Source organism: Pseudomonas cistanchae (assembly GCF_054483635.1).
Genome location: NZ_JBTLWN010000001.1, coordinates 698,343 through 725,096, shown reverse-complemented (window position 1 = coordinate 725,096; position 26,754 = coordinate 698,343). Strand labels below are relative to the sequence as shown.

Below are 26,754 nucleotides of genomic sequence, written 5' to 3'. Positions count from 1 at the left end.
GACTAGCCCTCCCCATCATCAAGACCACGCTTCTTGCGCATGGACTCGCCGCGCAGCTCAACCTTGTGCGCACGATGAACAATGCGGTCCAGGATGGCGTCCGCCAAGGTGGGTTCGTTAACGTAGTCGTACCATTTGTTCACGGGGAGCTGAGCAGCAATCAGGATGGCACCGGTACCCGTACGGTCGTCAACAATCTCCAGCAAATCCTGCCGGCCGACATCAGTCAGAGGGGACATTCCAAAGTCATCAAGAATCAGCAGATGGCACTTGGCAAGCTTGCTACGGAGGCTGGAAAGGGAACCATCGGCGCGTGCAATTTCAATCTCTTCCAACAGACGACTGACGCGGTAATAAGCGACAGACCAGCCGCGGCGAATAGCCTGCATGCCAAAAGCACAGCTGAGCCATGTTTTACCCACGCCGGTGGGGCCGGTAATCAACAGGTGCTGGTGACGTTCGATCCAGCTGCATTGTCCCAACGACAACAGCTGCGCTTTGTCCAAACCTCGCCGTGGCCTGTAATCGACATCCTCAAGGCAGGCATTGCGAACCTTCAGCTTTGCCTGCGCCATAAGGCGTTGCTGCCGGCGATTGTCACGGTTGTGGCATTCGGCTTCTACGAGCAATGCCAGACGATCACTGAAAGGCAGGCTTTGAGAGCCAGGGCTTTCCAACTGGATCTCCAACGCTTGTGCCATTCCATTGAGCTTCAGTTCCCTGAGCTGCTGGATCGTATGCGCTTCACTCATGACGGTTCTCCCCAGCGTAATAATCGGGGCCGCGTACATTGGCGTGGGGCGGGATCAGAGTGGCGGTGGGATGCGTGGAGCTTTTCAGTTCATCCAACCTGTGCTGCAGAATTGAACGAATACTTTTGACCGTCGGTGACTGAATAGCCAACGCTCGTGCGCAAGCAGCTTCCAACCTTGCGTTGCCGTACTGTTTAGCCAAGTGCTGTAACTGCTGAGAAGCTTTGCTGCCGGCGATGGAAAAATCGTTTTTGCCCTGGAACTGAGCCTGCACGACCCGAACAGTTGCAGCGCCCAGTCCATAGGCCCATTCCAAGTAATGATGAGCGGTTTGCGAGGCATAGGCCTGGTGAGCCTCTGGACGGTGATTTGGGTTCGTTGTCGCGGCTCCGGGCGTGTCACTGCGTGGGTGAATTGCTATCCGTTTGCTCAGATGAAAGAACGAGATGCTTGATGGAGTGACTCGAACTTCTACTCGCTCGCCCACTAAGCGCCAAGGCACTGAATACGCGTGGTTCTGCACATATATATGGTAGTCAGGGCCGATTTTCTGCGCGGATAACCACTCGCCGTACTCGTACGGCTCAAGTGGCAGAGGCTTCAGAGCGGGTTTATCCAGCTCCTGGAATCGTTCGAAACGATTACCGGGCAACCGCTTGAAAGAGCGCCGATTCAATTGCTCTAGCAACTCAGCCAGGGCAGCATTTACCTCCTCAACGCTGAAAAACTGTCGGCGGCGTAACCGCGCCGTGATCCATTGTGTAACCAGCTTTACACCGAGCTCTGCCTTGGACTTGTCTTGGGGTCTTCGCACACGGGCAGGCACCACGACAAAGCCGTAATGCTCGGACTGCTCTTGATACGTCTTATTGATGACCGGTTCACTGCCTGGAGTAGTCACCGCCGACTTAAGATTGTCTGGGATGATCGTCGCCGGCACGCCGCCGAAGAACTGAAGCATCCGATTATGGGCATCAATCCAGTCGCACAGCTTTTGGCTGGCGCTGGCCCAGGCGAAGGTATAGCTGGAGCAACCCAGCACACCGACGAAGACCTGTGCCTCCCGCTGCTTGCCTTGAACCGAGTCAAACCACGGGATGGTCTGACCTGCGTAGTCCACAAAGATACAGTCGCCTGCGTAATGGACCTGCCTCATCGTAATGTCGAGCTTGCTCAGGAACTCGCGGTAATAAAAAGTGAACTGCGAATAGGAATATGCAGCCGCCTTAAGCTGGTCGCGATACTCCTCCCAGAGCTGGATCAAAGTTTGATGTTTGGCCTGCATCAATTTATGGACGGCAACCCAGTCAGGCATAATTTTGCCATTCTCTTGCTGCCGGCTGCTTTGGAAGAAGGTTTTCAGCTGGTGATCGTCCATTTCTTGGACAACTGCCCAGCTCCACTGATTGGCCTCAGCGACGGACAGAACCTTCCCTGCAGTACCGACGGAGATGCCAGTCTGTCTGGCGATTTCCCGTTGGCTCATTCCAGCGCAGCAGCGTAGCTGCAACACCTTACGATATGTTTGTGCCTGCATGACCGTACCCTCCACGAGGCCTGCCACGGCCACTCAACGGGCGCGTGGGCTCGGCATCGCTAGACGCAATCAAAATAGGGGTACAGAGAGGCCCCAAAGCCACTGTTTGCAGACAGGCTCTCGCTTGACAGACTGGACTTCGGGGATAAGACTGGAAGCAGTCGGGTGTTCAAATCGACTGTCGCAAAAGGCCTCCGGGGTGACCGCCTCGGGGGCTTTTTCTTATCCGCGCCTCACTGTGTTTGTTACGCGCGTGGTAGTTAGCTCATCTGGGATCACCTCCTTGCTCTCGATTGAGTGAAACTCCGATCTTGGCGCTGAATCGCTGCTCGGCCAGATGGCGGGCAACGTCTCTCACCAACGCGAACTTCCCGCGACGGTGTTCCAAGTTAAATAGGGGGACAGCTACGGTGTTTCGTATCCGCGACTGCCGAAAGGCCTCCTTCGAGGGATAGCCTAAAGCACGCAGTAACTCATCTCCGCCCATCACCGGGCCATAGCGGCCAAGCAACTCGCTCTCCAGGCTTTTGGCCAACTCATCAATCACCATGGCCTTCTCGGCATCGTCCATCGCAGCACATCCTGATCGTTGAAAAGCGTGACTTCAGAAAGTCTATGACAGGCCGCTCATGGCCGCACTTCGTCGTTTTCCCCGTAAAAGTCGCAATACATTCAAAAACTGAGACTAAATTTTCTAACTGTAGTCATATGGATTAAGGCTGCTCCAAGTTGCAGGCGTGGATACATGTCTCGCGTGTATCAGTTTCACAAGGTACTCCCCCTTGAACCGTTTTTTCATATTATCCAATCCTGTAATAGCTATTCGCGGCAAGTACTATGTGAGCGTACTGCTCCGGAGGCTAGGCGTTAGGAGGGTTTCGAAAATTACGCCCGCGCTAATTGAGATGGCAGGCCCTGAAAGCGCCACCATATATTCGAAATACCGCGCCGATTTTTACCGATACATGAACGGTGGAAATATAAAGAACGAAAACCTTGTAAAGGCGGTCGACAGACTTTTACCAGGTACTGCCCGAGTCTTTAGCCACCCAATCTGGTCGTTGCTCTCGATTCGCGATGCCGAAAAGGAAGTACTAATAGACCTGGCTCAAAAGCTGCAGCCGAACCTTCACCAGTTCCTTCTTAAATATGATGAAGATACTCACGCTATAGATCTCAGAAGTCTCTCAAAATACCGTGGGTGGTTCAGGTCTGGATCGCATTTTTTACGTACGATTGATCTGCGCAGCCTAGATGAACTCGCCGCTTTGGTGATCGCAATTGAATCTCATGAGATGCGAGGCGAATATAATGTTTCTCGACTTCTAAGAGAATTAACAAAAAGCTTCTTTGTGGAACTCAGCTTGATGGCTGAATTCGATGAAATAATCGAAAAACTATATGAAGAGGTACACAGAAGAATTAGCGATGTTATATGTGGCGAAAGATGTGATGGAGAGCTGTTCCTTATGTGTGCTCAGATACTGGCTCTAGAGGATTCTGAGTGGATGCTTAAAGTTATTAGAAAAGTCTCAGTTGGCCGGGCAAGTCATGATGGTAAATACAGTGAAATATTGAGATGTAATCGGGCTGCCTAAGTCACCTCTGGCCACTGAAAATATTTAACCTATAACAGGCGGCTAGTACTTTTTCACCGAGTTACATTAGGAGCGTTAATTGGACCGACCACGGTGCGCCAGTGAAAAAGCGCTCCAATACGCTCGATGTATCAAAAGCCCATTAGAGAAGCAGTTATGCCAGGGATTCCAGTTACTCTCGGACTGTCGATGTAAGTACACAGCTGGTTAAACACCCCCGATGAGAAGCGATTAGCCGTGACGAGTGCTGCTTGTTAGCGAGCGCGGTGGATTCAACCGCGTATCTAGGCGTAAGCGCTCTTGTAATACAAGCTCATACTTGCCGGCAGCCAACTCGGGGTTCATGAGTAGATTCCAGCTGTGTGGGTTCACAGAAGAAGGCACCAGAAGGAAAGGATGTTGGGTAAGCAAGGCATCGCCAAATTGCTGCTGGCCACCACTGGGAGTTCCAGGGAAAAGCCAGTTTGGGTTCGGAACAGACTGATCGTCGATAGTGAAAACAGACGATAAATCTGTAATCCGCGCACAGGTCAGCATCATCCGCACAGTATCTAAGGACTCGAAGCCTTTATGAACAGCAACTTCTAGGATGGCGGTTGACGAGTCTAGGCTGCCGTAAACCACTCGAACACCTTTCGAGTTCCACCGGCCACCGACCTTCTCGGCACCAATCCCGCTATCCCATGTTGCACCAAACTCTTCAGGGTCCAATCTCCAAATGAACAGGTCGCCGCTCCCTGGCCTCATGATCATTGGTAGACCCCGTACTCCAGACGGGTCAGGAACTCACTCACCAGTTGCGTGCCGATCGAGTTATCCAGTAGATCGATGGGTCTCCTGCCATCAAGGCCGATGGCAGGCTTTGACATCCATGCCTCTGCAAGCTCGGGGGTACCGATCACTCTGATTGCCTGTTCTAGGATCTGAGCGCCCAAGAATGCTCGGGCACTCTGCTCTGAGTTCAATGGCTCTGCTGGTTTCTGCTGACGTCGCTGAATGGTTCGTTCAGAAAGGCCTGTCAGAGCCATCAGCAGATAGTCGCTATTGAACATCTGGAGCGACTTCGTGAATTCAGTGAGGGCGGCAATCGTGATCCCTTCTTTGGTCACGCGATACACCGCTCCCAGATCATCAGGCGAAGCTCCGCTAGTGAGAAGGCTAGCCACCAGCGCACTCTTAGAGAGATCTGTACTCTTCCCTTCGAGCGTGGCTTTGTAGCGCTTGGCTGCGTAACGCGTTTTAAATAGCACGCCCTTACTTTTTACGACGGCTGATTTGGCTTTTCCGGCTCTGCCGGGGGCTGCCGCTTCCATAAGCACCTCCCTTTTTTCGTCACGTGACGCTGAATATTGCGCCAGATGCCGAAAGTGTGCGCTTGATTTGTAAGTCATGCCAGTACCGTTCGGAATACGATATGCTCCCTTAAAGTCAGTCGAGTCTCACCGGCAATCGGGACCGCTCGTGCTTTCCGGAGGGGCCGTCCAAAGGTGGTTCGTTCAGCTCCAGGCAAGCGACGCCGCTGCGGGAAGCATCGGGGCATTTGTATAAACAGAGGGTGGCGCAAGCCCGGTGAATAGCTGCTGGGCTACAGACAGATACCTGGGCTATCGGTGCCGAAAGCGACCACACAAATAGAAAAGCCCGCTTTTGACGGGCGGGCTTTCGGGTGTATCCAAGGGGAGGCGCGGATGCCAACAAATTCTCGGCGCAAGCAGTATCAGATTCCTGAATTGCCGCTAACGACCAACAGCTGCATGCGACCACTCCATACCCAGCTAAGGATGGCAAAATGCTTTCACTAAGAGCAGTATCCATACTAACTAACAGGGATCTAGGATGGCACCCGAATGCTGTGGTCAGTAACAATAACAATCGACGCGCGAATCTACCCTGTGCAGGTGGCCCAAAAGGCAGCCTACGCCTTGGCCGACTCGCTCTCGATTCTGATTCAGCAATCCTCAGAAGGCTTTGATCTTCTCGTTAGCCCCGCAGCCCCCTCCGCAGTCCTTACAGAATCCGCCGCTCGGATACTAATCATCCGCACACTGAATGATTTTGCCCTGCGCGAGAAGGTGCTTAAAGAGACTTCAGGCATCCGTGAATTGCTGGCCCGCACAGCCCTCAAAGAGGCCGGTGTTTGAGCATGCAGGCCCAGTTGATTGCCAAAGAGACCAACTATCGTCTTTTGCCATTTCGCTTCCTGCGTATGGATGATGGGCGGCAGGATGGTGTGTTGGTGACGGCAGAGACGGGCGAGTACCTGTTCCTCTCAGATACCCAACTGAACCAACTCGTACACAAGCAGATTGATCGTCATACGAACCTGTACCGAGACCTGCTTGCACGCCACTTCATTTACGAGCCTGGTGTGCATGACCCCTTGCCGGAAATGGCTGCCCAGTACCGTAGCCGCAAAAGCTTCATGTTCGGAGGCCCAGCGCTTCATCTCTTCGTCGTCACGCTGCGTTGTAACCACACTTGCCAGTACTGTCAGGTCTCACGTGCTCCGGTTGGTGGTTCTGGCCACGACATGTCCACCGAACATGCGGCTCATGCAGTAGATCGTTTGTTCGAATCCCCGTCCCCCGTGCTAACAGTTGAGTTCCAAGGTGGTGAGCCCCTTCTAGCATTTGATCGCATCCGGCAAGTAATTGAGTCTGTTCAGAGGCGAAATGAGGTTGAGCAGCGCAGCATCCAGTTCGTCATCAGCAGCACCCTTCATCATTTGAGCGAGGAGATCCTCGACTTCGCAAATGAACACGGTGTGCATTTTTCGACGTCCCTGGATGGCCCAGCGTTCCTACACAACGCCAATCGTCCGACACCGACGAAGAACTCTTATGAGCGTACCCTTGATGGCATTCACAGGGTGCGGGAAAGGCTTGGCCGTGACAGAGTTTCCGCACTGACCACGTTGACCGCGAGGAGTCTGGAGCACCCACAGGCGATTATCGATGAGTATGTCGAGCAAGGCTTTAACAGCATCTCATTACGGCCGCTGAGTCCCTATGGCTTTGCCAAAAAGTCGGAGTCACGACTGGACTACTCGGTAAGCCAGTACACAGACTTCTACAAGAAGGCGCTGACACACCTGATCGCCGTTAACACCCAAGGAGCTTACCTGTCCGAAGGCTATGCCTCCTTGTTGTTGACTAACATCCTGACCCCATTTTCTACAGGCTACGTAGACCTTCGCTCGCCGGCGGGTGCCGGCGTAGGAGCCCTGGTATACAACTACGACGGCAGTGTCTATCCCTCGGACGAAGCGCGGATGCTGCTGGAAATGGGCGAGGATGGGCTTCGGCTCGGTGCCGTTAGCCAGCCCTTGAAAGAACTACTCACGTCCCCCGTGATCGAGCTTCTCCTTTCCGCGGGTGTGGCAGAGGCACTTCCAGGCTGCTCCGACTGCGCTCTGGTTCCTTACTGCGGAGCCGACCCTGTTGAGCACTATGCTCGCCAAGGAGACCCGATCGGTCACCGAGCATTCAGTGCATTCTGCCAACGAAATATGGAGCTACTGACGCATATATTCCGATTGCTGCGCGATGGAGATGAGCCAACCAGGCGCGTTCTACTGTCCTGGGTCTCGCGTCGCTCACTTGCTGACCTTCCATCAGCTGGATACAAGGGGTGAGATGTGCTCAGGCTTGATACGCAGTTCGAAATTCACAACCTTTCCAGTACGAGGCTGTTCAAGGTGATCACCCCTTCCGAGCTAATCGAGAAAGGGACCGCCGCCAGTACTGGGCCGACGGGCTTTGATGACCTGATGTTGTGGATAGAAGCCCCGAACGCAACCAACCAACAACTGCTGTCGTTACCGGTTGGAGGCTTACTTTTCCCAACAAAGACCGCGCCATCGGATGCATTCCCTGGCCCTCAGCTCTGCAACCCCCATGATTCTCAGGTGGTACAACCAGGTGATGTGATAGTCGTGTCTCCTGGGTCACCGGTGGTGCGAGTGCTATATCGCCGTGGCTCTAACAGCAACCTGCTGTTCATGACCGACCGCTGTAACAGTCTGTGCCTGATGTGTTCCCAACCGCCCAAGGACATTGATGACGCCTGGCATGTGGAAGAAAACCTTCGGCTAATAGATCTGCTCGATCCGGGTAAGGAGCAGCTTGGCATCAGCGGTGGCGAGCCGACGCTATATCGCGAAGGGCTGCTGCAGATCCTCTCGAAAGCCAAGGCGGTGCTCCCAGAAAAGTCGCTGCACCTCCTCAGTAATGGCCGCCTACTACACGACAAATCCTGGATTTCAGATTTACGACAGATCAATCACCCCCAGCTGACCTGGGGTATCCCGCTTTATGCAGACAATGCCAGAGACCACGACCATGTGGTTCAAGCCCCTGGCGCATTCAGTGAGACGATGCAGGGCATCTACAACCTCGCCAGGGCAAACCAGCGAATAGAGATTCGGGTGGTACTGAGTCGACTGACCACACCCCGCTTGCCCGAACTTGCACATTTCATCTTCCGAAACATGCCCTTCGTTGAGCATGTGGCCCTTATGGGGATCGAGAACATGGGGCTTGCCAAGAAGCATTACGAAGAGCTCTGGATCGATCCGGTCGACTATCAGGAAGAGCTCAGTCAGGCAGCGCACTTTTTGGACGCACGAGGCGTGGCAGTGTCGGTGTATAACCTACCGCTCTGTACTCTGAGGCCGTCACTCATGCCCCTCTATCGACAGAGCATTTCGGACTGGAAAAACCTCTTCATCGACACCTGCCAAAGTTGCGCGGGTATTACTCGGTGCGCAGGATTCTTCAAGTCACACTCTGCCCGCTGGCAGAGCCGAGGAATTCATTCACTCACTGCAGACGAATTCGCTGAATACGCAAGGAGAGCATCATGAGGTTGCTTACTCGCTGGAAGCTACTGATCGGCCAAACTATGGCACTAATTCCCATAGTGAGCACACCGCTTGCCCATGGGAGCCAGATGGCACTTGAAGGGTTCGATTGGAGCAAGAATTCCAATGATGAACCGCCCGTATTCAAGAACACCCTTAATGCGGAGGACGCGGTAAACATCTATGCCGCGCATCGTTCACATAGTTCTCACAGATCCCATAGCTCACACCGCTCTCACTACAGCGGTTCAGGTGGCTACAGTGCACCTCGGACCGTTTACTCGACACCGGCGACAACACCTCGGCCAAGTACTATCTACGACAGTTCTGGCTCTGGGACCAGTTACGGTAATGGCTCCAACTTGAACGGCTCGACTACCAGATCCCTGAACTCCATTACCCAACCCACTACAACACCCCAGCGGGTTAAACCCGCTAGCAACGATCTTGCCGAGCTTCTTGCACGTGTGCAGATGGCACTTATGGTCAAACAGTATTACACCGGCCCGCTGGACGGGATGATGGGCAAACAAACTCGTGGTGCAATCATGGCATTCCAGGCCGATTCGGGACTTGAGATTAACGGTCGGGCGGATACGCCAACTTTGAATGCCCTAGGCATTGCGATTCCTTAGGGAGGTCCGCATTGCTGTTTAGGCATTGCGGCCACTAATACATATAGGTAGTCAGCCATAACGCTGCAACAGAGCGAATTAAAGTGGGTCACCCACCAAAACCGCAGCACCTATGTCCCCCTCACAGCCTTCTTGAGGCATCCATTCCAGGCTTGCCGTTTTGTCGTTCAGGCTTACATAGAGGTTGCGGTCGATGCACTCCTCCATCGCGCCTTTGGCTACGGCGTGTAGTAACGAATCAGTCCACTCCACGACCTGGTAGCTAAACACTTGGGCCTCGATGTCCTCGCCTTCATCGTGGTGCAGCAGGTTGGCATATGCCTCACTGCAAGCGGTTTTGGCTGCATTGCAGCGAATCTCGATGGCGTTCTTGCCGGGCTGTTCATACCCTGCGACCGTTTTCCAACTCCCCCAAATTAGCAAACTCCCTTGATGCTCCTGCACAGCCAGTGGCGGCACTGTTATGGCATGGGACTGTTCAATTGGTGCGGGAGACGCGTACCAAAGAGCCGCATAAGCAGCCACCAGAGCAGAGGCAAGTGAAACAGTGAGGTAGCGAAAAATAGGCATTGTCGAGTTCCTTTCGAGGGTCTGGCTGTCCTAGCCATATGTAAGCAGGGATACGGTAATGACTGTAGCCTATGGCTCGCACAGTTTCACGATAGTAAGATTTACAGACTGCAGCTCCCATCACCACACCAAGGTTCCGTCAGGCAGCTTCGGATATTCAGCCATTGATCGCTCTATTAGAAGTGACCGGCTTCCATCTAGATTGTTTTTGAAAACCCGAAAAGCGGAATACCATTCGCCGCTAACCTTTCTCAAGCGAAGTTCCTCTATGAAAGAGCCATTTCGGGCACTAATAAATAAATTGAATTTCGCGTAGTCTGATTTTCCTTCCAAGTCGAATGCAGGAATTCTTTCGTACACACTTTGACCGGGTGGAAGTGTTGCGATATTGAGTTTCAGAGGGCGAGCAATCTGGTCTTCATGATTTTTGTGCTCGTCAAAAAAACGAATTGAAAGGTCGTATTGTGGGTACGTGCTTTCCGATACAACAACCGGAGAAAGTGCATTTGGAAACAAATTTTTAAGAATATCGACGTAAACAAATCCATCACCGCCGGTTACTGAGGCTATCCCCTCTTTCGCAAGAGTTTTATTCTCTTCAGAAAGAGTGAGAATCCTAGTGTTTAGTTGCTTAATTTCGACAGTCTGACTCTCAGAGCTTCTCTGCGCTTTGTTCTGCTCGTAAGACGCCCAGATTGCCCCTCCGGCACTAAGAAAAGCACCGAAGCAGGCAAGTATGGCAGGAAAAGAAAATGTTTCATGAAGCCAATTCAGCATATTCGCGACCACCTCTAGCTATGCATATATATTATTGCGTAATATCCCACAGGCTTCTGATAATTCATATTCTATGTCGTATCTCAAGACTGGCTGAAGTATCACGCCGAAAAATGGGATAGCTATGCGCATCATAGGAATTTCAGTAGCGTATCCAAGGCCTGAATTTGACCGAAGTTAGTCTCTCACCTGTCATTCGAAAGCTCCATGGAATAGAGTTTCTTAAAATTTACGATGACTGCGGTCATCAACTCCGCCTGTAAGGACCAAACATGGCACCGGAAGAAGCCCTTTCAATCGCAACGATCACCTTTAAAGGGGTGAAAGAAATAGCGTCGTTTCTGGCCATAGTCGGAACCGGGGGACTACTACTATTTAGCTGGGTCAGAGCTGGCTCCGCACACTTTTTGCGGGAAAGGGTCTGGGCGCTCTTCGGCGGCAGCAAAGAGTTTCACGACCCCTATCTAAATGAGCAATGGATGAAAGTCCGTGATCTAGAAGCAGCTAGGTACAAAACCGGCATACACTTTCAATGCAGAAAGAAGGCCGCAGAAACTTTTGCATGGCTAGATGCCCATGATGTCCCTCTCGATGACCTTCTCAAAGGTGCACGCTATTTCGATCCCAGCGAAATACTAGTTAGGGACCCACAGCTGAAAGCAAAATGTATAGCTAGTTGGCTTTCTACAGGAGTGTTGCTCCTAATTATGACGGTCTTTATTGCATTTAGCCTATCAAGCTATGCCTTGCTAACGGTCAAAAAAACTGACACCGCAGTCTGGACTGACGGCGAAACCGCGAAATCTTGGGATTTCAGGTCATGGAAGGCGGATGCAAAAAGTTGTAAAGATGGTAATGCTCCAATTCAGAATGAGCATGACAAAAAAGTTATTTGTGAGCTGATAACAACGGACACGAAAGCTTTCATTGAAAAATCACTTAGCTCTCAAAAATATGTCGGTGCTCTATCAGCAGTTTTCTTGATGCTGATCGTGGTATTCATTCTTCGATCGTTGAATCAAGCACGCGCAGCTCAGCGGGTGTATGAAAAAACCACATACTCCCAACCTATCCAACTAGACCTAAATTTGTCCTAGCCGTCATACCTGCCAAAAGATCGAAGATAAACGATTTACCTCCAGTTTTTAGTGAACGCCGCCGACCAATACAAGGCATTTATGTAAGATCAAATAGACCTGTAAAATTTTTCCGGTTACTGAAGTTTACTACAAGATACGCTACTGATCAGTAGTTGGTCATAAGTAAGGCAAAAGGATTACACGAAGCGATTAGAAGGATTCGTATGGAGGCATATCCATATCGGACTCCGCATATTCATTTTTGCCCTTGAAAAACCCGAAAAGTTTAGATGATTGATCAACGAAGTAGTCATGAACGAAAGAAATTATTTCGATCCTGTCTTCATAGATTATATGAAGCTGATTACTGTAGTGCTCTGACCTAGGAAATATTCGCCAATGCACCGGCTCTTCTAGAAAGTGATCAGTTTGACCGTCGCTTCGGAGCACAATAATTCTGTCGCTAAGTTCAAGAACCGTTCCAAAGGATGCGGTTCCAGATGATATTACTATCGGACTAAAATCTACAAAATTCATGACACCAATAATATTGAATTTTTGACTATAGTGCTTCTTCGACTTTTTCTCATTTGCTCGGTAGTGCTGAACCTCAATACTGTCGCCAGTCAATTTATATAGTTTCTCACGGCTACCCCAAGTAAACCCTTTTTTTCCTGGAGAGCTATTAAATATTTCACTTTGATCAATTATCCTATCAGGAACTCGAATAGTCTTCTTTGAGTTAGGCTGCTTCTCCTCTCGAAAGGAAGCCATGAATGCCGAGTCGGCACTCCAGCCCAAGACACTCTGAAATGCCCAGTCGCATGCATTGCATGGCCGATCTGCAATCTGCCTAGCACCACTCAGTCTTTCACCTGCACCCTTTAGCAAGGAGAAGTCAAAAAGACCATCGGCACCTGAAGCAGTTGCTAAAGCTGTATAACTATCAGACGCTTTTACTTGGAGAACGGTGGCGTCATGATGACGTGCAGGTTTGTAACTGGAGGAGAATTTTCCGCTGGGCCGCCCTTGTCGTGGAGCGGAATATAATCCCTCGTTACCACCAGCAAAAATATTGTTGTAATAGATTTCAGTATCGGTTGGAAGAAAGTCAAATGGAGTGCTTTCTGTTACCCATATACTTGACCATGACTCTCTGCTTTCGTGTATTTCGAGATTGGATAACTTGGCTAGCTGGGCTTTAATCGGCCTTTCCAAGTCTGGATCTCTCAATACTTTTACGACTTTCGGATTGTAAAAAAGATCACTATCAGAAAAAGCAACCCTAACTGCTGTTTGAATTGTTTCATTTTGAATTGCTACCTGATCTACAAAGTTTGACCAGTTTATTCTATGGAGGCCGCCCTCATTATCAAAAAGTAACAGTTCACCTGAGTATATTTGAGAATCCCAATAGCTCCCGGCAATGGTTAACTTTACAGAGCGCATTGTTTACCCCTGTGAATTTTAGCCATTTTGGGTTTGCTGATTAGGCCAAGCGCAAGCCATGCGCAAAGAATAGTTTCGCCTGGTTTATCGTAAGGGGATAACCAATGGGCGACTGGATAACCATGCCAATTACCGTTTGCATCACCTACAAATTTAGCAATGTGAAGCCCGCATGACGCTGGTGGCGGTGCAATGCCTAAGACACCAAGACCTTGAGCGCTAAGGTGGAGTCCCCAATAACAGCTTCGGTGCTGCCACTCAGAACGCCAAGCAGTATCAAAGCACTGGTATTCATCGTCGTGAGAAATAGACCACTGCGACTTTATTGCCGCGTAGCCCGCGTGGCGGTGCTGAATATTGGGAGTGTATGGCACAGCTCGCTCCATGAGTTGTGGCGTTTGCAGGCATAAAGCCCTTAGGAGATGCATCTAAAATAGACGGGATGAAGGGCAATAGGCAAGGAAGCGGATCAAAAACGGACCTGTGCGGTCGCTTTTTGGATAGAAGCGGATACGGTTGCCACTGTCGTTTGTACAGTCTGGCACGCAGCCAGTACTACAATTATCGCGTGATGCCTGGCTGGGCTGGCGCTGCGATTAGATGTCAGAGGTACCCGTACATCAGAAAGTACAGACCGGCAAAGATGAAGTAGATGCTGCGAAAAGGCTAGACTAAGCCCTCGGTTTATTCGCAATGGAGGCGAAGTGAAAATAAGAAGAATCGATACCCTGAATTTCAGAGGGATCAAAAAACTCGTATGGGATCTGCCAGATCAACACATCTTTTGCCTGATTGGCAAAGGAGACTCAGCCAAAACGACTATTCTCGAAGCAATTCGCTGTACCTTTCATCCCCAGTGGAATCTAGCTTTCAATGATTCGGATTTTTATCTTTGTAAGACGGACGATCCGATAACGATTGAAATTCTGTTTGGCGACCTGCCAGACGAGTTCTGTTCGGCGCAAAAATATGGCGCCCATCTTCGAGGTTGGGATATAGCCACGTTTAACCTTCATGACGAGCCGGAGGACGATGACGAGCTGGTACTTAGCGCACGGCTTACAGTTGCAAGGGATCTGGAGCCAAAATGGAAGATCGTCACGGATAGAAACCCCGAGGGTGTTGACTTCAAGGCTGCGGACAGAGCGAAGGTAAATGTCGGGCTGATCGGTTCGTATAGCGAGAAACAACTGACCTGGGCGGCTGGAACGGCGCTGGCCAGGATCACAGAATCTGACAATCTAAGTGAATCTCTCGTGGACGCAACACGTGCCGCACGAAGTTCGCTCGACGGACAGCGCGAAGTAGCATTGAAGAGTTTTGATGCGGCAGCAGCCAAGTCAGAGGGTGTAGCAAAGACGCTTGGTGTTCCAGTCGCAGACTCATACAAGGCTCACTTGGACGTTGGGTCCATTAGCATCCGTGTCGGTGGACTGACTTTGCATGACGGTGAGATACCGCTACGCCAGCTTGGGTTGGGCTCTCGGAGAATGCTTCTTTGTGGCATACAAAAGGAAAACCTAGAGGAGAGGCACATCACTCTCTTCGACGAGCTGGAGCTTGGCTTAGAGCCTCATCGCATTGCACGTCTGATCAAGCACATCAAAGCTGACGAAACTGGACAGTATTTTGTTACTACCCATTCGCCGTCCGTCCTGCGCGAACTTACTGCTGATCAACTTCACGTAGTTCACAAAATTGCCGGTGAAGTAAACGTGGTCGCTACGGCAGATAAGAAACTTAATGGCTTGAACATTCAAGGTCAACTTAGATCCAGCGCAGAAGCGTTCTTGTCCATGAAAGTAATTGTTTGCGAAGGTGCAACGGAAGTAGGATTCCTGCGCGGCTTAGATAACTATTGGTTGAGAGCTGGTTTTAATCCGTTCTCATACCTAGGTGTCGTACTTCTGGATGCGAACGGGGCAAGCAAGCTAAAAAGCCTAGCTACTGGCTTCAAAGCGCTGCACTACGATGTATGCGCTGTTGTAGATGGCGACGCACCTGTACAATTCTCACCTGAGGATGCAAAAGATTTAGAGGCGCAGACCATTGAAGTGCTTATGTGGTCAGAACAATTAGCCCTTGAACAGAGAGCAATGCTAGATCTGCCTTGGGCTAGCGTTCTCGCAAGCGTGAAACTTGCGCAGGACTCGGGATTCCCCGTACATGACAATGTGCGTTCGAAACTAGCCGTTGTACTCGACCAAGATGTCATGAAATGGGCTGAGTCTAGCAACTTGCGGAAGGCTATCGGCAACGCAGCGAAGAGTTCCAATTGGTTCAAGTCCATCTCTGGTGGAGAACGCTGGGTTGAAGTAATAGCTGCGGCTTTCGAGAGTGCAGAATTCAAGAAATGCGACCTTGGCACGAAGTTGAGCCAACTCCGCATGTGGGTGGATCATGGATGACAACTTACCCGTAGTACTGGCGGAGTTTAACGGCAAAGGCTACGTGATTGCCCCGGCGGGATACGGCAAGACGCATTTGATTGCTATGTCCGTCAAGGCGTCCAAGCAACGGCAATTGATTCTGACTCACACGTATGCGGGCATTAACGCGATTCAGAAAAAAATGCAGGCGTTGGCAGTACCCTCGTCGCGCTACCAGATTGATACTATTGCAAGCTGGGCGCTGCGGATGTGTCTGAGCTATCCAAAAACGTCCAATTGGACGCAGGAATACCCAAATGGAAATGAATGGAAAAAGCTCTACATTGCTTGCACGTCTTTGCTCGATAGGCCATTTTTCCAGCGAATAGTCTGTAGCTCGTATTCAGGTGTATATGTCGATGAGTATCAGGACTGCTCGACTCAACAACACCTGCTGGTCGAGGCTTTTGCGAGTCTGTTGCCTTGCCGTTTGCTAGGCGACCCCATGCAGGCAATCTTCGACTTTGCGGATCAACCTGTGGATTGGGAGCAGCATGTCTACCCTGACTATCAGAAACTAGGTGAGCTAAGGACACCATGGCGTTGGCGTTTGGCCGGCGCTGATGACCTTGGTGACTGGCTCGACGACGCTAGCAGGCGTCTTCGGGCCGGTGAAAAGATATCGCTCAATGCGCCATTACCCAAAGGTGTCGAGAGAGTTGAAGTAGATTTAGAGGACTTTACCAACCCAAAACGTCTCAATCTCTTCTACAAGTTTCTAGACTATGAAGAAGCGGTGATTGCCATTCATGCGGGAGACCAAAGGTCCAAAAACAAGACGCACAAGCTTGCGCTACTACTGCGCGGGAAGTTCTCTAGCATCGAGGAAGTCGAGGGAAAAGATCTATTCATCTTCATCAAGAAATTTGAAGGTGCACTGACGCCGGCAAAGAAATTGCTCCTAGTCATCGATTTTTTAAAAAAGTGCTTCAACTCGATTGATGGAATTCTAACGGCTACGACTAAGCGAGGGGAGCGCGCGAAGCTGACTAAGGCGACCAAATACCCAGACGTCTTGGCAGCAGCAAATGACTTCCTTACTGAACCGACGAGTAAGAAATTATCGCACTTGATTACGACTATCCAGCTCAATCCGGAAACTTCAGCATATCGTCGCGACCTGTTGAACAGGTGGATGAAGGTTTTGCGTATTCATGAAGAGAATACAGATTTAAGCCTCATGGAAAGTGCACAGCGTTTCCAGCGAGACTTTCGCCATGCCGGACGACCAATACGCCACAACAAACTTATAGGAACGACTTTGCTGGTCAAGGGACTGGAGTATCCCCATGCAATCATTCTGGAAGCTGATGCGATGACACCGAAGGAACTCTATGTCGCGCTAACTCGCGGGGCCAAGAGCATCACTATTGTGAGTCTAAAGAGTGTCATTCCTACCTGACTCCGAGTCGACCCATTTATGAACATCGCTGAACGTCCGTATGGATTAGTAGCCAGTTATCTCCGTCTGCTATAGCCGAAAGCAGCTTGCTGTGAGGACATATGCGGTGAGATGCATGCGGCGGTCGATCTAGTGCCATGAGTCCTACCAGCAGAGTGTTCGTATTTTTCCGGCACGGTGTATCAAACCTGACCAGCAGGCCGTATTAAATCTCCCGGCCCCCACAATTGTAGGGGCTGGCCCAACGTGAACACCCTGCTGACCTAACCTGACACCTTGAACCGAAAAAGTCTGAACACCCTGCTGGTGAAATTGATACACCCGGTATGGATCGACGCTCAGACTCATTCACCCTACGTAGTACCAAGGTTGTTAAATATTGGGGCGGCTAAGCCAGGGCCAGGAGTGGAGAGTCACTGTGGAAGTTTAAGTACGGAACTGTTCCATGAATTATATAGCCAAGAAAAATATTTTAAGCGTACTAATAAAAACACCGGCACGAGGCCGGCGTTATAACAATTCAGCTACGGTATAAAAATCCGTGACAGACTCACTTAGCTGACTTTTCAGCTAGATCATACCACCAACTCAATTTAATTAATGTTAGTGATGGCTACTCATCACAGTATGCACTTACACCGTCGATTATCAGATGCTCAGCAGCAATATCTATTTTCACAGCACCATTATCTGCTCTTAGGCGAACAACACCTTTTTCTTCAGTGACACTTAGATCAAGTATGCAGTTTGACTGCAAACCATTAATTTGCAATTCATTCACACCTACGGCTAGCAACCGTAATTGAACGCGATTAAACCCAGAGTTCTCCCACTTCTTGGGGGGCTGCTTGGGAAACTCACCGAGGTCAAACCTTAGAAGAACTCTTGGGCCATCACGCTGGATATCTAGGCCATGCAGGTTGATACCTTCAAGTGAGGGCATGTCCTGCCCATAAATAGCCTTAAGCGCTGTCGCATCGACAAGATTTTTAGTCCAAATTTCCATTTTTACCTCACCAAGAGTAGTGACTTTGAGTCCCTGGGACAGAGCCAGTACGTGTGTTTTCTGGGGGGCGAACATTAAAGTGAGGCCCCTGATCGCCGACACCTTTCTGCCCAAATTGATGGCCTGCTGAGTGCTCTTGTATCACCACTTTTGTTCCGTCTGGCCGTGTATAGGTATATTCCCGAGTCATTACTGGCTTGCCATCTAAGCCGAGCACCGATGTCCCGCCACGATTAGTCATAGGCACCTTTGTAACTGAATCGGGGTGTTGTGCTCTAGGAATCCCAAGATCTCTTTTTGCCGACCCAAGAGCACCACTCCGACCTAACCCGGCTGGAATAGGGCAATACGCAAGCTCCCCCTGTGGGGTAAGACCGCCCCTAAGTCCGCCCATAGGGCCGAAGCCACCAGTCCCACCAGGACTGCAAATCATTGTCTCAAAGCCTGGGACACACGGTGGTGCCATCGTGCCGCCAAGTTTGGCCAGCCCCAGTGGGTCGATAAAGTTAACGGGATTCCCTTCTACGTACCCGTAAGTGTTAAGCCCGCCATTGAGCCCAATCGGGTCGCTTTCGACGTACCGCCCCGTCTCGGGGTCGTAATCGCGGAAGTAGTTGTAGTGCAGCGTGCTGTGGGCGTCGTACAGCTGGCCGGGGAAGCGCAGCGGGACGTCGGTTTGGATGCCGTCTCCATCTACGTCCTGGTTCGCAGCACCCACGCCAAACGCATCGCTTTCCCAGCTCCAGATCAGTTGCTGGCTCTGGTTGGTGGCCAAACGCGGGGTGTTGAGGTGGTCGGCGTGCAGGTACTGCACTTGGCTGCTCGCGACTGTTCCGTTGCTGGCAAACGTCACTGCAATCTGCGCCACGGGCATGCTGTCGAGCCACACCCAGTACTGCGCCTGTTTCGCTTTGCCGTTGCTGAAGTACTGCACCTGCCCCAGGCGTTGCCCGTCCAGACCATAGAGGTAGGTGTAGGGATAGATGGCCGTGCCGGTGGTTTGGTGCACTTGCTTGAGGGTGCGCTGGCCGAGGGCGTTGTAGCGGTAGCTGGCCAGGAGTTGGCCATCTATGTTGAGCACTTGGTTCAGACGCCCTTGCTCGTCGTAGGTGTAGCGACGGTTATGGCTGTACCGGGTGAAGTTGCCGGCCGCGTCGACCTCAACTGCATAGCTTGAGCTGCGTTTGCTGAGCCGGTTGCGGTTGCTGTTATAGGTAAGCGATTGCTTGGCGGTCTGGGTTTCCACGCCATTATCGAGGCTGTAGGTCAGACGGTTAAGGCGATTGCCGGCGGCGTCGTAGGCATAGGTCTTTTTCGTCTCTTCACTTTGTTCCAGGGTCAGTCGATCAAGGGCGTCGTAGTCATATTGCAGTGGGCCCCAGAGGCTGTGGTTCAGGCTGTCGATATTGCCGTTAGGATCAAAACCATAGGTGCTGGTCCAAGGGCCGATGGCTTGTTCCGCCATCCGGTAATCCTGGTCGTATTGGCGATTGAGGACGATTCCGTTACCCCAGGTCAGGGTCTTGAGGGGACCAAACGGCAGGTAGCTGATTTGGGTGGCCAGGGGCGTGACCGGATTGTTGCCGATTTGCAGGTCGATCTGCTCGACTTGGCCCGCACCATTGCGCTGGTAGCTGACGGCGATGCCGGACGGGTAGCTGATGCGCCGCAGCTGGTTGGCCCCATCGTATTGATAGGCGAGCCGGTCGTATTGATCGACACCCAGCACGTCCACTGAGCGCAGTTGTTCGATCAGGTTGCCACGAGCGTCATAGTGGTAGCCGAGGATACCGCTGGCATCCTGCACTGCGGTCAAGCGGCCGATGCCCTTGTTGCCATCGGCCGTCATGTCGTAGTGGTACTGGACATTGAGTGCCGGGTTGGCGGGATAGGTGCGGGTGGTCAGGCGATTAAGTGCATCGTAGCTGTAGAGGGTGACGACCTTGCGGGCATCGGTTTTCTTGATCAAGTTGCCGGCAGCGTCATAGGCAAACGCGCTGGTATTGGTGTCGGCGCTGGTCTGTTTGATCAGGTCGCCAAGGCCGTTGTAGAAATAGGTCGTGGTCACGCCGCGCGGGTCTACAACCTGCGTCAGGTTGTCCTGGGCGTCGTAATCCAGTGTGGTAATGCCGCTGGCGGCATCGGTATGGCTGACCAGTCGATCCAGCGCGTCAAAGCCCTGGCTGCTGCTGAACTGCCGAGGGTTGGTGTTGCCTGCCGGGTTGTCGTTGAGGTCATAGCGGTACTGGCTCGTTTGACCAGCCGCACCGATCGAACGCAGCAGGCGACCCAATTCGTCATATACCCACTGTTGCTGCTGTTTAAGCGAGCCACTGGCATCGGTAATGCGCTGAGCCTTACGGTTGCCCATCGGGTCGACGTCGTACTCGATGACCTCACCAAGGTTGTTGGTGATACGCACCAGGCGCCGCGCACCGTCATAGGTGTACTCCAGCCAGCTGCCGTCGCCGCGGGTCACCTTGGTGATCTGGCCAATCGCATCGTGATCAAAGCTGGTGATGCTGCCCGCCGTGCTAACCGAGGCCAGCCAGCCTTGCGCTGTGTAGCCCAGGCTGGTGACGACGCCGTTGGCATCGACCATGGTTTGCGGGTTGCCATAGTTGTCGAAGTTGGACAATTGGGTGATATGCCCTAGGGCATTGGTGACCTGCGATAGGTGACCCTGGGCGTCATAGCCGTAGGTGGTGACATCCGTTACATCAGTGCGGGGACCGTCAGCGGTTTCGATAAGGCCCAGGCTGTTGTAGGTATACGTCCAGGACCGCGTGGCGGCATCAGCTGCGCCGATGCCCAGTGCGCTGACCAGCGCAAGCGACAGCAGGCTGCCGCGATAATATGTGCTCATCTTCAAGTCCCTTTGCTATCAGCGTTCGGTCACGGACTGGCTGCGCTGCCGTCCCTGGGTGTCGTAAGAATAAGTGGTGATGCGATCCGGCTCGGTGACCGTCACGGGCAAGAAAAACTCAGGATGCCAGTCGGTGACGATCGTACGCGCCTGCGGTGTGCCTGAGGCCTCGGTGCGGCTGATTTCCAAACCGCGTTCGTTGTAGTCGTAGGTGGTGAGGTTGCCTTTGTTGTCGGTCTTGGTCTTGAGCAGACCGCGCGAGTCGTAGGTGAATGTCGAGTTGCTGTTCGGGCAGTTGGCTGATGCTTCGCCCTCGATAGTAGTGATGCGCTTTACACCCTTGATGTACTGGAAGCTGTACTTGGCCACCTTGCCCAGTTCATTAGTCACCGATACGGTGCCGTCGCTGTTATAGGCCACGCTCACCCGATCTGCGCCATTGGCGTGTTCGCTGGAAGTAGCTCGCCCTTGGTCGTCATAGGTCCATGTCGCATAGCGCACGCCGCGCTCATCGGTGATGCCGGTAAGCCAAGAGTTGTTACGCGGATCTTCGTAGTGGAACTGACGCTGAGTGGTCTGCCCGCCGACAACACGGACCACCGAGGTAAGGCGCTTGTTGGTGTTATAGCCATAGGTGATCTGTACGCCGGAAGCAGTCAGGCTCAATGGTTGATGGTCAGCATCTTCGGTAAAGGACAGACTGTTGCCGAGATTATCGGTAACAGTGACTTGGCTATCCACATAACTCAGCTGATGCACTGCGCCGTGGGCATTCGACCAGTGGGTAAGCTTACCGGCGGTGTCAAAGGTGAATCGCTCATTCTCGGTCGAAACGAAATTCCAACCGATGGCTGTCTTGCTTAGCACACCTAGGTCAGCGGAAGTGGATGTGACTGTTGTTCCGCTGACAGTGAAGAAAGACTCACGGCCATGAGCCCAAACTACTGACACATATTGAGTGCCGGCAAAGCGCAGGTAAGTCGAAAAACTATGGCGCCAGAGTCCGTCGAGGCTGTTGTAGCTGCGAGCGAAGCTCAGGGCTGAATTGTCTCTGGTTTGGTAATCGGTTTCGGTTTGAAACTTGTTGCCAATAGCGAAGTTAATAAAATTGCCGGTGCTGGAACAGGCGCTGGGCTGCCCTTTCTGTTCGTCTGCTTGGCACTCTCCAGTTGTAAAGTTGAACGTGGTATGAGTAGGGCAAGAATTGCCATAGCGGTTGATACTCATCAAATTTGCAGCGGATAAAAACCATTCATTTTTGTAAGGGTGATACCAATAATATTTGTACTCACATACGGCCCCAACATAATCGCCATCTACGTTTATTTCAATATCGGTTGCGTGATAGTCGCGGGGCGTACTCCCAGGATTGATATTAACGCGAACATCAAAATATCTTTGACAGGCGCGCTTAGGTGCTTCAGCGTGTGTTTGCTGGCCATTTGATGGCATGGCGGCATTCCAATAATAGTCAATAGCTTGAGCTGATTCGCTAAACTCCAATAGAAATACAAAAATCAGAACAGCCGGCGACAGACTACGATTAGCGATCCGCAGTGCTCCAAATAATCTATTTAATGATGAAAACAAGATGGAGCCATACAAAGCCTTGTTCAACTTTAATCCCTTTTGCTATTAGCGTTCGGCCATGGACTGGCTGCGCTGCCGTCCCTGGGTGTCATAAGAATAAGTGGTGATGCGATCCGGCTCGGTAACCGTAACGGGCAAGAAGAACTCAGGATGCCAATCGGTGATGATCGTACGCGCCTGCGGTGTGCCCGAGGCCTCGGTGCGGCTGATTTCCAAACCACGTTCGTTGTAATCGTAGGTGGTCAGGTTGCCTCTATTGTCGGTCTTGGTCTTAAGCAACCCGCGGGCATCATAGGTGAATGTCGAGTTGCTGTTCGGGCAGTTGGCTGAAGCTTCGCCTTTGATGGCAGTGACGCGTTTTGCGCCATGAATAGTCTGAAAAGTGTAGATGGACTGCTTGTTTAAGGGATTAGTAACGGTAGTGGAGCCGTTACTGTTGTAGGTGAACTGGTACTTGTCGGCAGCATTATTCAGTTCACTCTTAATAGCCCGGCCTTGAGCGTCATAAGCCCAAGTAACATAACGCACATTACGCTCATCAGTTATACCGGTGAGCCATCCGCCTTCACGTGCGTCTTCATAGTGGTAAGTACGTGAAAAAACTTCACCACCCTGCGTACGGGCTGCCCTGACCATACGGCCTGAGGTGTTATAGGTGTAAGTCACTTGCAACGGGCCAGCAGAGAGCCCAGCAAGACGCTTGGCGGTGTTGAAGGTCAATGTCATAGTCCGATTGAGAGAATCGGTTACCACAACCTGATTGGCACTATGGCTTAGCGTCTCGTAAGTTCCATCCGCACGGTCGATACGTGTCAATTGACCCAACTCGTTGAAGTGTAGGCTTTCGTTCTGGGCGCTGTCATAACGCCAACCATCGGTAATCTTTTCCAACGACCCGAGCTCTTTAGGAGAAGCGGTGACGACAGCGCTGGAAATATTAAAGAGGCTTTCACGGCCATCTGTAGAAATTAACAAAACCTTTGTTAACGAAATATTTAGCTTGGCTGAATACGTATGAGTCCAGTTAGCAGTCTTACTATTATAGTAACGAGAGAAATGAAGACGGGTTCCTGGCAACCCTCTGTAATCCACCTCAACCTGATAGCTGTTGCCGTTTGATACATTAACCGGATCGCCGAGCGCTAAACTAGGCCCACCGGAGCCCGCAAGAACTGGATCAGCTGTTTGGATAGGACACACCCCTGGTAAATCAGGATTGCCTATTCCCGGAACCTCTGGACAAAGCAATTCTGCGGGCTTGTCATAGAAAACAGGCCCTGCAAAAACATTGAAGTGTGTTTGATTAGGGCCTGTGTAATTAGTGGCTGCAACGCCATCAACTGAACCCGTGAAATTATCGTGAAACAACACTACATGTGTTTTGCATGCATTAGGGAAGGCCCGACGCATATTGATGTTGGACTGTTTGACCACCGTCAGCATTTGGTCTGGGGTATACCAAGCACTGCTTTCTGTCCACTTGATTACCTTACCTCCAGAGCACTGCAAGCCTGCAATTTTGTATAGATACTCACCGTAGCCATTAGGTTGTTGCGGGGCAGCGTAAACCTCTGTGCCAAAATAACTGACACCACCCGTAGTGCAATTAGCGGCTACGGCTGCAGACTGATGAGCGAAGGTGCCGGCTGAAAAAACGAGGCCAATAAACAGCCTTCTGAAGGAACGATCCATGTTCTGAGCTCTGAAATAACTGAAGGGAGACGCAAGCCTAGAGCTACGTAGCGGGCATTGCCACTATATAACTGAGCGCCGGTGCTCAAATCGAATCAATAAAAAACGCATTCGAACTTTAACGGCATACCCACATTCCAGCGGTCTAGTTCGTAGGTTTTTCCTCAATCAACCAATCCATCCGCCACCCCGCCTGGCCTTGCCGCAGCAAGCTGGTGAGCCACGGCAGCAGGTGTTTGAGTTCTTCCTCCAGCCCCCACGGCGGGTTGCTGATTGCCAGGCCCGAGCCGTTCAGGCGCTGGGCGTCATCGGCAGCCTGTACATAGAGTTCGATACGCAACAGCTTGGGAGCGGTGCTTTTTTCCAGGTCGCGGTAGAAGCGCTTGAGCTGGCTCACATCCTTGATCGGGTACCAGATGGCGACGATCGCCTGGCGCATCCGGCCAATGGCGTCGTTTAGCGACTGCACGCAACGCTCCAGTTCATCGGCCTGTTCGAAGGGCGGGTCGATCAACAGCAGCATGCGTTTTTCCCGGGTCGGCAGTAACGCGCGCGGTACGTGCCAACCTTCACCCAAGTGGACGGCGACGCGGCGGTCGCCGTGCATGTTTTCCTTGAGCAGGCGGCCATCTTCCGGGTGTTTCTCGTTGAGGTGCAGGCGATCCTGTTCGCGGGTCAACATGCGCGCCAGTTCAGGTGAGCCCGGGTAGTGGCGGAGCACGCCATCCGGATTCATCGCACGGATGATTTCCAGATAATCCACAGCCTGGTCAGGCACATCCTCCGCTTGCCAGAGGCGGTCGATGCCTTGCAGCCATTCGCCGGTGCGGCTGGCCTGGTCGCCTTGTAGGTCATAGAGGCCGACACCCGCATGGCTGTCGAGGTAGGCGAACGGCGCCTCCTTGCGCGACAGCAAGGTGATCAGACGGCTCAGTATCAGGTGTTTCAATACATCGGCATGGTTACCGGCGTGGAAGGCGTGACGATAGTTCATGGTGGGCGGGCTCCTGGATGGGCGGAGTTTAACCGTTGCCGCGGCTCCGGGCAGATGAATGCGTCGATCTGTTAAGGTGCCAGGCCCGTTCTCGGTGACTAATCCATGACCCAGATCGCAACCCGTCACGTGACTCTCGCATTGCTGGCCGGCGCCAGCGCGCTGGTGGTGGTGCATGGCCTTGGCCGCTTTGCCTTCACCCCGTTGCTGCCACACCTGATCGCCGACGGCCTGCTCAACCTGGAACAGGGCGCGCGCCTGGCCACCTGGAACTATATCGGCTACCTGCTCGGCGCCCTGCTCGCACTGGCGTTGTCGAGCCCGGCAAAGATGCGCATCGCCCTGCCACTGGCGTTGCTGGTGAACGCGGGAATCACCCTGGCTCAAGGCTTCAGCGAATCCTATGAAAGCCTGTTGTGGCTGCGCCTGGCCAACGGCATCAGCAATGGCGTGGTGTTCGTCCAGGCACCCGCGCTGGTGCTGGAATGGCTGGCGCTGCAGCAACGCACGCGCCTGAGCGGTTTGATCTACTTCGGCCTGGGCGGTGGCCTGCTACTGTCGAGCGCGGTTGCCGACTGGCCGGCGGCCTGGTTCAGCGGGGCGCACCGCTGGTGGCCAGCCGCCGCACTGGCTCTACCGCTGGCCGTGCTCAGCGCGCTGCTGCTGCGGCGCTTGCAGGTATCGTCGCATAGCCCCGCGACCAGCAAGGCACAACGCCCGACCAGCGCACTTTTCGATAAGGCCAGCACGCCGCTGTTTCTCGCCTATACCGGTGCAGGCCTTGGGTACATCCTGCCGATGACGTTTCTCCCGGCGCTCGCCCGCGAACAGCTTCCGGCCAGCCACGCGCTGCTCGCAGGCGCCTGGTGGTGGACGGCCGCGGCCAGCGTGCTGTCGATTCCGCTGTGGAATTACCTGGGCGCGCGCCTCGGCGACCGGCGCGCCCTGCTTGGCAATTACGCGGCACAGGCCATGGGCGTCAGCGCGCCGCTGATCTGGCCGGGCGCGGCGGGCGTATGGCTGTGCGCCGTGCTCGTCGGCGGCACCTTTATCGGCAGCGTATTTCTCACCCAGCGCCTCGCGCGCAGCCTGCATCCGCACCAGGGCCCGCGCCTGTCAGCGGCGCTGATCGCGCTCTATGGCGGTAGTCAGCTGGTCGGCCCCTGGCTCGCCGAACGCTGGCTGGCACAGGGCGGCAGCCTGGGGCAAAGTTTCGTTCTTGGCGCTGCGGCCCTGCTCTGGGCGCTGGCCTGGTCGTTCGCAGTTCCTGCTCACTCATCAGCAAGGAGGTAATGAAATGCCCTACGTCAATATCAAGATCACCCGCGAAGGCGCGACTGCCGAGCAAAAGCGTCAACTGATCGAAGGCGCCACCCAATTGCTGGTCGATGTGCTGGGCAAGAATCCGGCAACCACGGTGGTGGTGATCGATGAAGTGGACACCGACAACTGGGGCATCGGCGGTATTCCGGTAACCGAGCGGCGGCGCAGCGAGGGCAAAGGCTAGGCATCAGCGT

23 protein-coding genes are annotated in these 26,754 nt (G+C 52.6%); 10 read left to right on the top strand and 13 right to left on the bottom strand.

All coding sequences use genetic code 11. From position 1 onward, the window contains the following. Positions 1–2 precede the first annotated feature (2 nt). The 3 genes from istB to ACX0MV_RS03345 form a co-directional block, all read right to left on the bottom strand. Positions 3–752 (bottom strand): IS21-like element helper ATPase IstB, encoded by a 750-nt coding sequence (gene istB / locus ACX0MV_RS03355; protein ID WP_458981078.1) that lies wholly within the window; start codon positions 750–752, stop codon positions 3–5. Further along, a complete protein-coding gene (istA, locus tag ACX0MV_RS03350) occupies positions 745–2,289 on the bottom strand; it encodes an IS21 family transposase (protein ID WP_458981077.1) in 1,545 nt (514 codons plus the stop codon). Before istA ends, istB begins: the two co-directional genes overlap by 8 nt. A 265-nt stretch (positions 2,290–2,554) precedes the next feature. After that, the gene (locus ACX0MV_RS03345; RefSeq protein WP_458981076.1) at positions 2,555–2,860 is read right to left on the bottom strand and encodes a hypothetical protein; all 306 of its coding nucleotides are present in this window, start codon (positions 2,858–2,860) and stop codon (positions 2,555–2,557) included. Positions 2,861–3,071: 211 nt separating this feature from the next. Between ACX0MV_RS03345 and ACX0MV_RS03340 the strand changes: the two genes are divergently transcribed. Then, positions 3,072–3,887, top strand: a complete 816-nt coding sequence (locus ACX0MV_RS03340) for a hypothetical protein (RefSeq protein ID WP_458981075.1) — start codon at positions 3,072–3,074, stop codon at positions 3,885–3,887. A gap of 231 nt (positions 3,888–4,118) precedes the next feature. Here the strand turns inward: ACX0MV_RS03340 and ACX0MV_RS03335 are convergent, their stop codons facing one another. Continuing rightward, entirely contained in the window at positions 4,119–4,640 is a 522-nt protein-coding gene (locus ACX0MV_RS03335; protein ID WP_458981074.1) for an RES family NAD+ phosphorylase, read from the bottom strand. After that, the gene (gene parS, locus ACX0MV_RS03330; RefSeq protein WP_458981073.1) at positions 4,637–5,278 is read right to left on the bottom strand and encodes a type II RES/Xre toxin-antitoxin system antitoxin; all 642 of its coding nucleotides are present in this window, start codon (positions 5,276–5,278) and stop codon (positions 4,637–4,639) included. The genes ACX0MV_RS03335 and parS overlap by 4 nt, the downstream gene beginning before the upstream one ends. Positions 5,279–5,734: 456 nt before the next feature. On the opposite strand from parS, the gene hxsD reads away from it, so the two are divergent. Genes hxsD through hxsA form a run of 4 tightly spaced genes read left to right on the top strand, consistent with a single transcriptional unit; the run spans position 5,735 to position 9,383 of the window. Beyond that, positions 5,735–6,028, top strand: a complete 294-nt coding sequence (hxsD, locus tag ACX0MV_RS03325; RefSeq protein WP_458981072.1) for a His-Xaa-Ser system protein HxsD — start codon at positions 5,735–5,737, stop codon at positions 6,026–6,028. Positions 6,029–6,030: 2 nt separating this feature from the next. Continuing rightward, positions 6,031–7,521 (top strand): His-Xaa-Ser system radical SAM maturase HxsB, encoded by a 1,491-nt coding sequence (hxsB, locus tag ACX0MV_RS03320; protein WP_458981071.1) that lies wholly within the window; start codon positions 6,031–6,033, stop codon positions 7,519–7,521. Between the two features lie 3 nt (positions 7,522–7,524). Then, on the top strand, positions 7,525–8,751 hold the full coding sequence (hxsC, locus tag ACX0MV_RS03315; protein ID WP_458981070.1) for a His-Xaa-Ser system radical SAM maturase HxsC: 1,227 nt from the start codon (positions 7,525–7,527) through the stop codon (positions 8,749–8,751). Beyond that, on the top strand, positions 8,748–9,383 hold the full coding sequence (gene hxsA, locus ACX0MV_RS03310) for a His-Xaa-Ser repeat protein HxsA (protein WP_458981069.1): 636 nt from the start codon (positions 8,748–8,750) through the stop codon (positions 9,381–9,383). Before hxsC ends, hxsA begins: the two co-directional genes overlap by 4 nt. 78 nt (positions 9,384–9,461) lie before the next feature. Here hxsA and ACX0MV_RS03305 read toward each other — a convergent pair whose 3' ends face one another. Continuing rightward, positions 9,462–9,953 carry a hypothetical protein gene (locus ACX0MV_RS03305; RefSeq protein ID WP_458981068.1) on the bottom strand — a complete coding sequence of 164 codons (492 nt, stop codon included), beginning with the start codon at positions 9,951–9,953 and terminating at the stop codon, positions 9,462–9,464. Between the two features lie 120 nt (positions 9,954–10,073). Then, complete coding sequence (locus ACX0MV_RS03300) at positions 10,074–10,730, bottom strand: hypothetical protein (protein ID WP_458981067.1); 657 nt, start codon at positions 10,728–10,730, stop codon at positions 10,074–10,076. Between the two features lie 272 nt (positions 10,731–11,002). Here ACX0MV_RS03300 and ACX0MV_RS03295 point away from each other — a divergent pair, with 272 nt between their 5' ends. Then, on the top strand, positions 11,003–11,827 hold the full coding sequence (locus ACX0MV_RS03295) for a DUF6216 family protein (RefSeq protein WP_458981066.1): 825 nt from the start codon (positions 11,003–11,005) through the stop codon (positions 11,825–11,827). A 192-nt stretch (positions 11,828–12,019) separates the two neighbouring features. On the opposite strand, the gene ACX0MV_RS03290 is transcribed toward ACX0MV_RS03295, so the two are convergent. Beyond that, complete coding sequence (locus ACX0MV_RS03290; RefSeq protein ID WP_458981065.1) at positions 12,020–13,258, bottom strand: hypothetical protein; 1,239 nt, start codon at positions 13,256–13,258, stop codon at positions 12,020–12,022. A gap of 704 nt (positions 13,259–13,962) precedes the next feature. Here ACX0MV_RS03290 and ACX0MV_RS03285 point away from each other — a divergent pair. Next, positions 13,963–15,666 carry an ATP-dependent nuclease gene (locus ACX0MV_RS03285; protein ID WP_458981064.1) on the top strand — a complete coding sequence of 568 codons (1,704 nt, stop codon included), beginning with the start codon at positions 13,963–13,965 and terminating at the stop codon, positions 15,664–15,666. Then, the gene (locus tag ACX0MV_RS03280) at positions 15,659–17,089 is read left to right on the top strand and encodes a UvrD-helicase domain-containing protein (protein ID WP_458981063.1); all 1,431 of its coding nucleotides are present in this window, start codon (positions 15,659–15,661) and stop codon (positions 17,087–17,089) included. Before ACX0MV_RS03285 ends, ACX0MV_RS03280 begins: the two co-directional genes overlap by 8 nt. A 613-nt stretch (positions 17,090–17,702) precedes the next feature. On the opposite strand, the gene ACX0MV_RS03275 is transcribed toward ACX0MV_RS03280, so the two are convergent. From ACX0MV_RS03275 to ACX0MV_RS03255, 5 genes are all read right to left on the bottom strand, one after another. Continuing rightward, positions 17,703–18,095, bottom strand: coding sequence for an Imm50 family immunity protein (locus ACX0MV_RS03275; RefSeq protein WP_458981062.1), 393 nt, complete (start codon positions 18,093–18,095; stop codon positions 17,703–17,705). Positions 18,096–18,102: 7 nt separating this feature from the next. Next, on the bottom strand, positions 18,103–20,967 hold the full coding sequence (locus ACX0MV_RS03270) for an HNH/endonuclease VII fold putative polymorphic toxin (RefSeq protein ID WP_458981061.1): 2,865 nt from the start codon (positions 20,965–20,967) through the stop codon (positions 18,103–18,105). Positions 20,968–20,979: 12 nt separating this feature from the next. Then, a complete protein-coding gene (locus ACX0MV_RS03265) occupies positions 20,980–22,578 on the bottom strand; it encodes a DUF6531 domain-containing protein (RefSeq protein WP_458981060.1) in 1,599 nt (532 codons plus the stop codon). A gap of 18 nt (positions 22,579–22,596) precedes the next feature. Then, positions 22,597–24,243 carry a DUF6531 domain-containing protein gene (locus ACX0MV_RS03260; protein ID WP_458981059.1) on the bottom strand — a complete coding sequence of 549 codons (1,647 nt, stop codon included), beginning with the start codon at positions 24,241–24,243 and terminating at the stop codon, positions 22,597–22,599. Positions 24,244–24,388: 145 nt separating this feature from the next. Next, positions 24,389–25,237, bottom strand: a complete 849-nt coding sequence (locus ACX0MV_RS03255; protein WP_458981058.1) for a 23S rRNA (adenine(2030)-N(6))-methyltransferase RlmJ — start codon at positions 25,235–25,237, stop codon at positions 24,389–24,391. A gap of 105 nt (positions 25,238–25,342) precedes the next feature. On the opposite strand from ACX0MV_RS03255, the gene ACX0MV_RS03250 reads away from it, so the two are divergent. After that, entirely contained in the window at positions 25,343–26,530 is a 1,188-nt protein-coding gene (locus ACX0MV_RS03250; protein ID WP_458981057.1) for a YbfB/YjiJ family MFS transporter, read from the top strand. A 4-nt stretch (positions 26,531–26,534) separates the two neighbouring features. After that, positions 26,535–26,744, top strand: coding sequence for a 2-hydroxymuconate tautomerase family protein (locus ACX0MV_RS03245; RefSeq protein WP_172143456.1), 210 nt, complete (start codon positions 26,535–26,537; stop codon positions 26,742–26,744). Positions 26,745–26,754 lie beyond the last annotated feature (10 nt).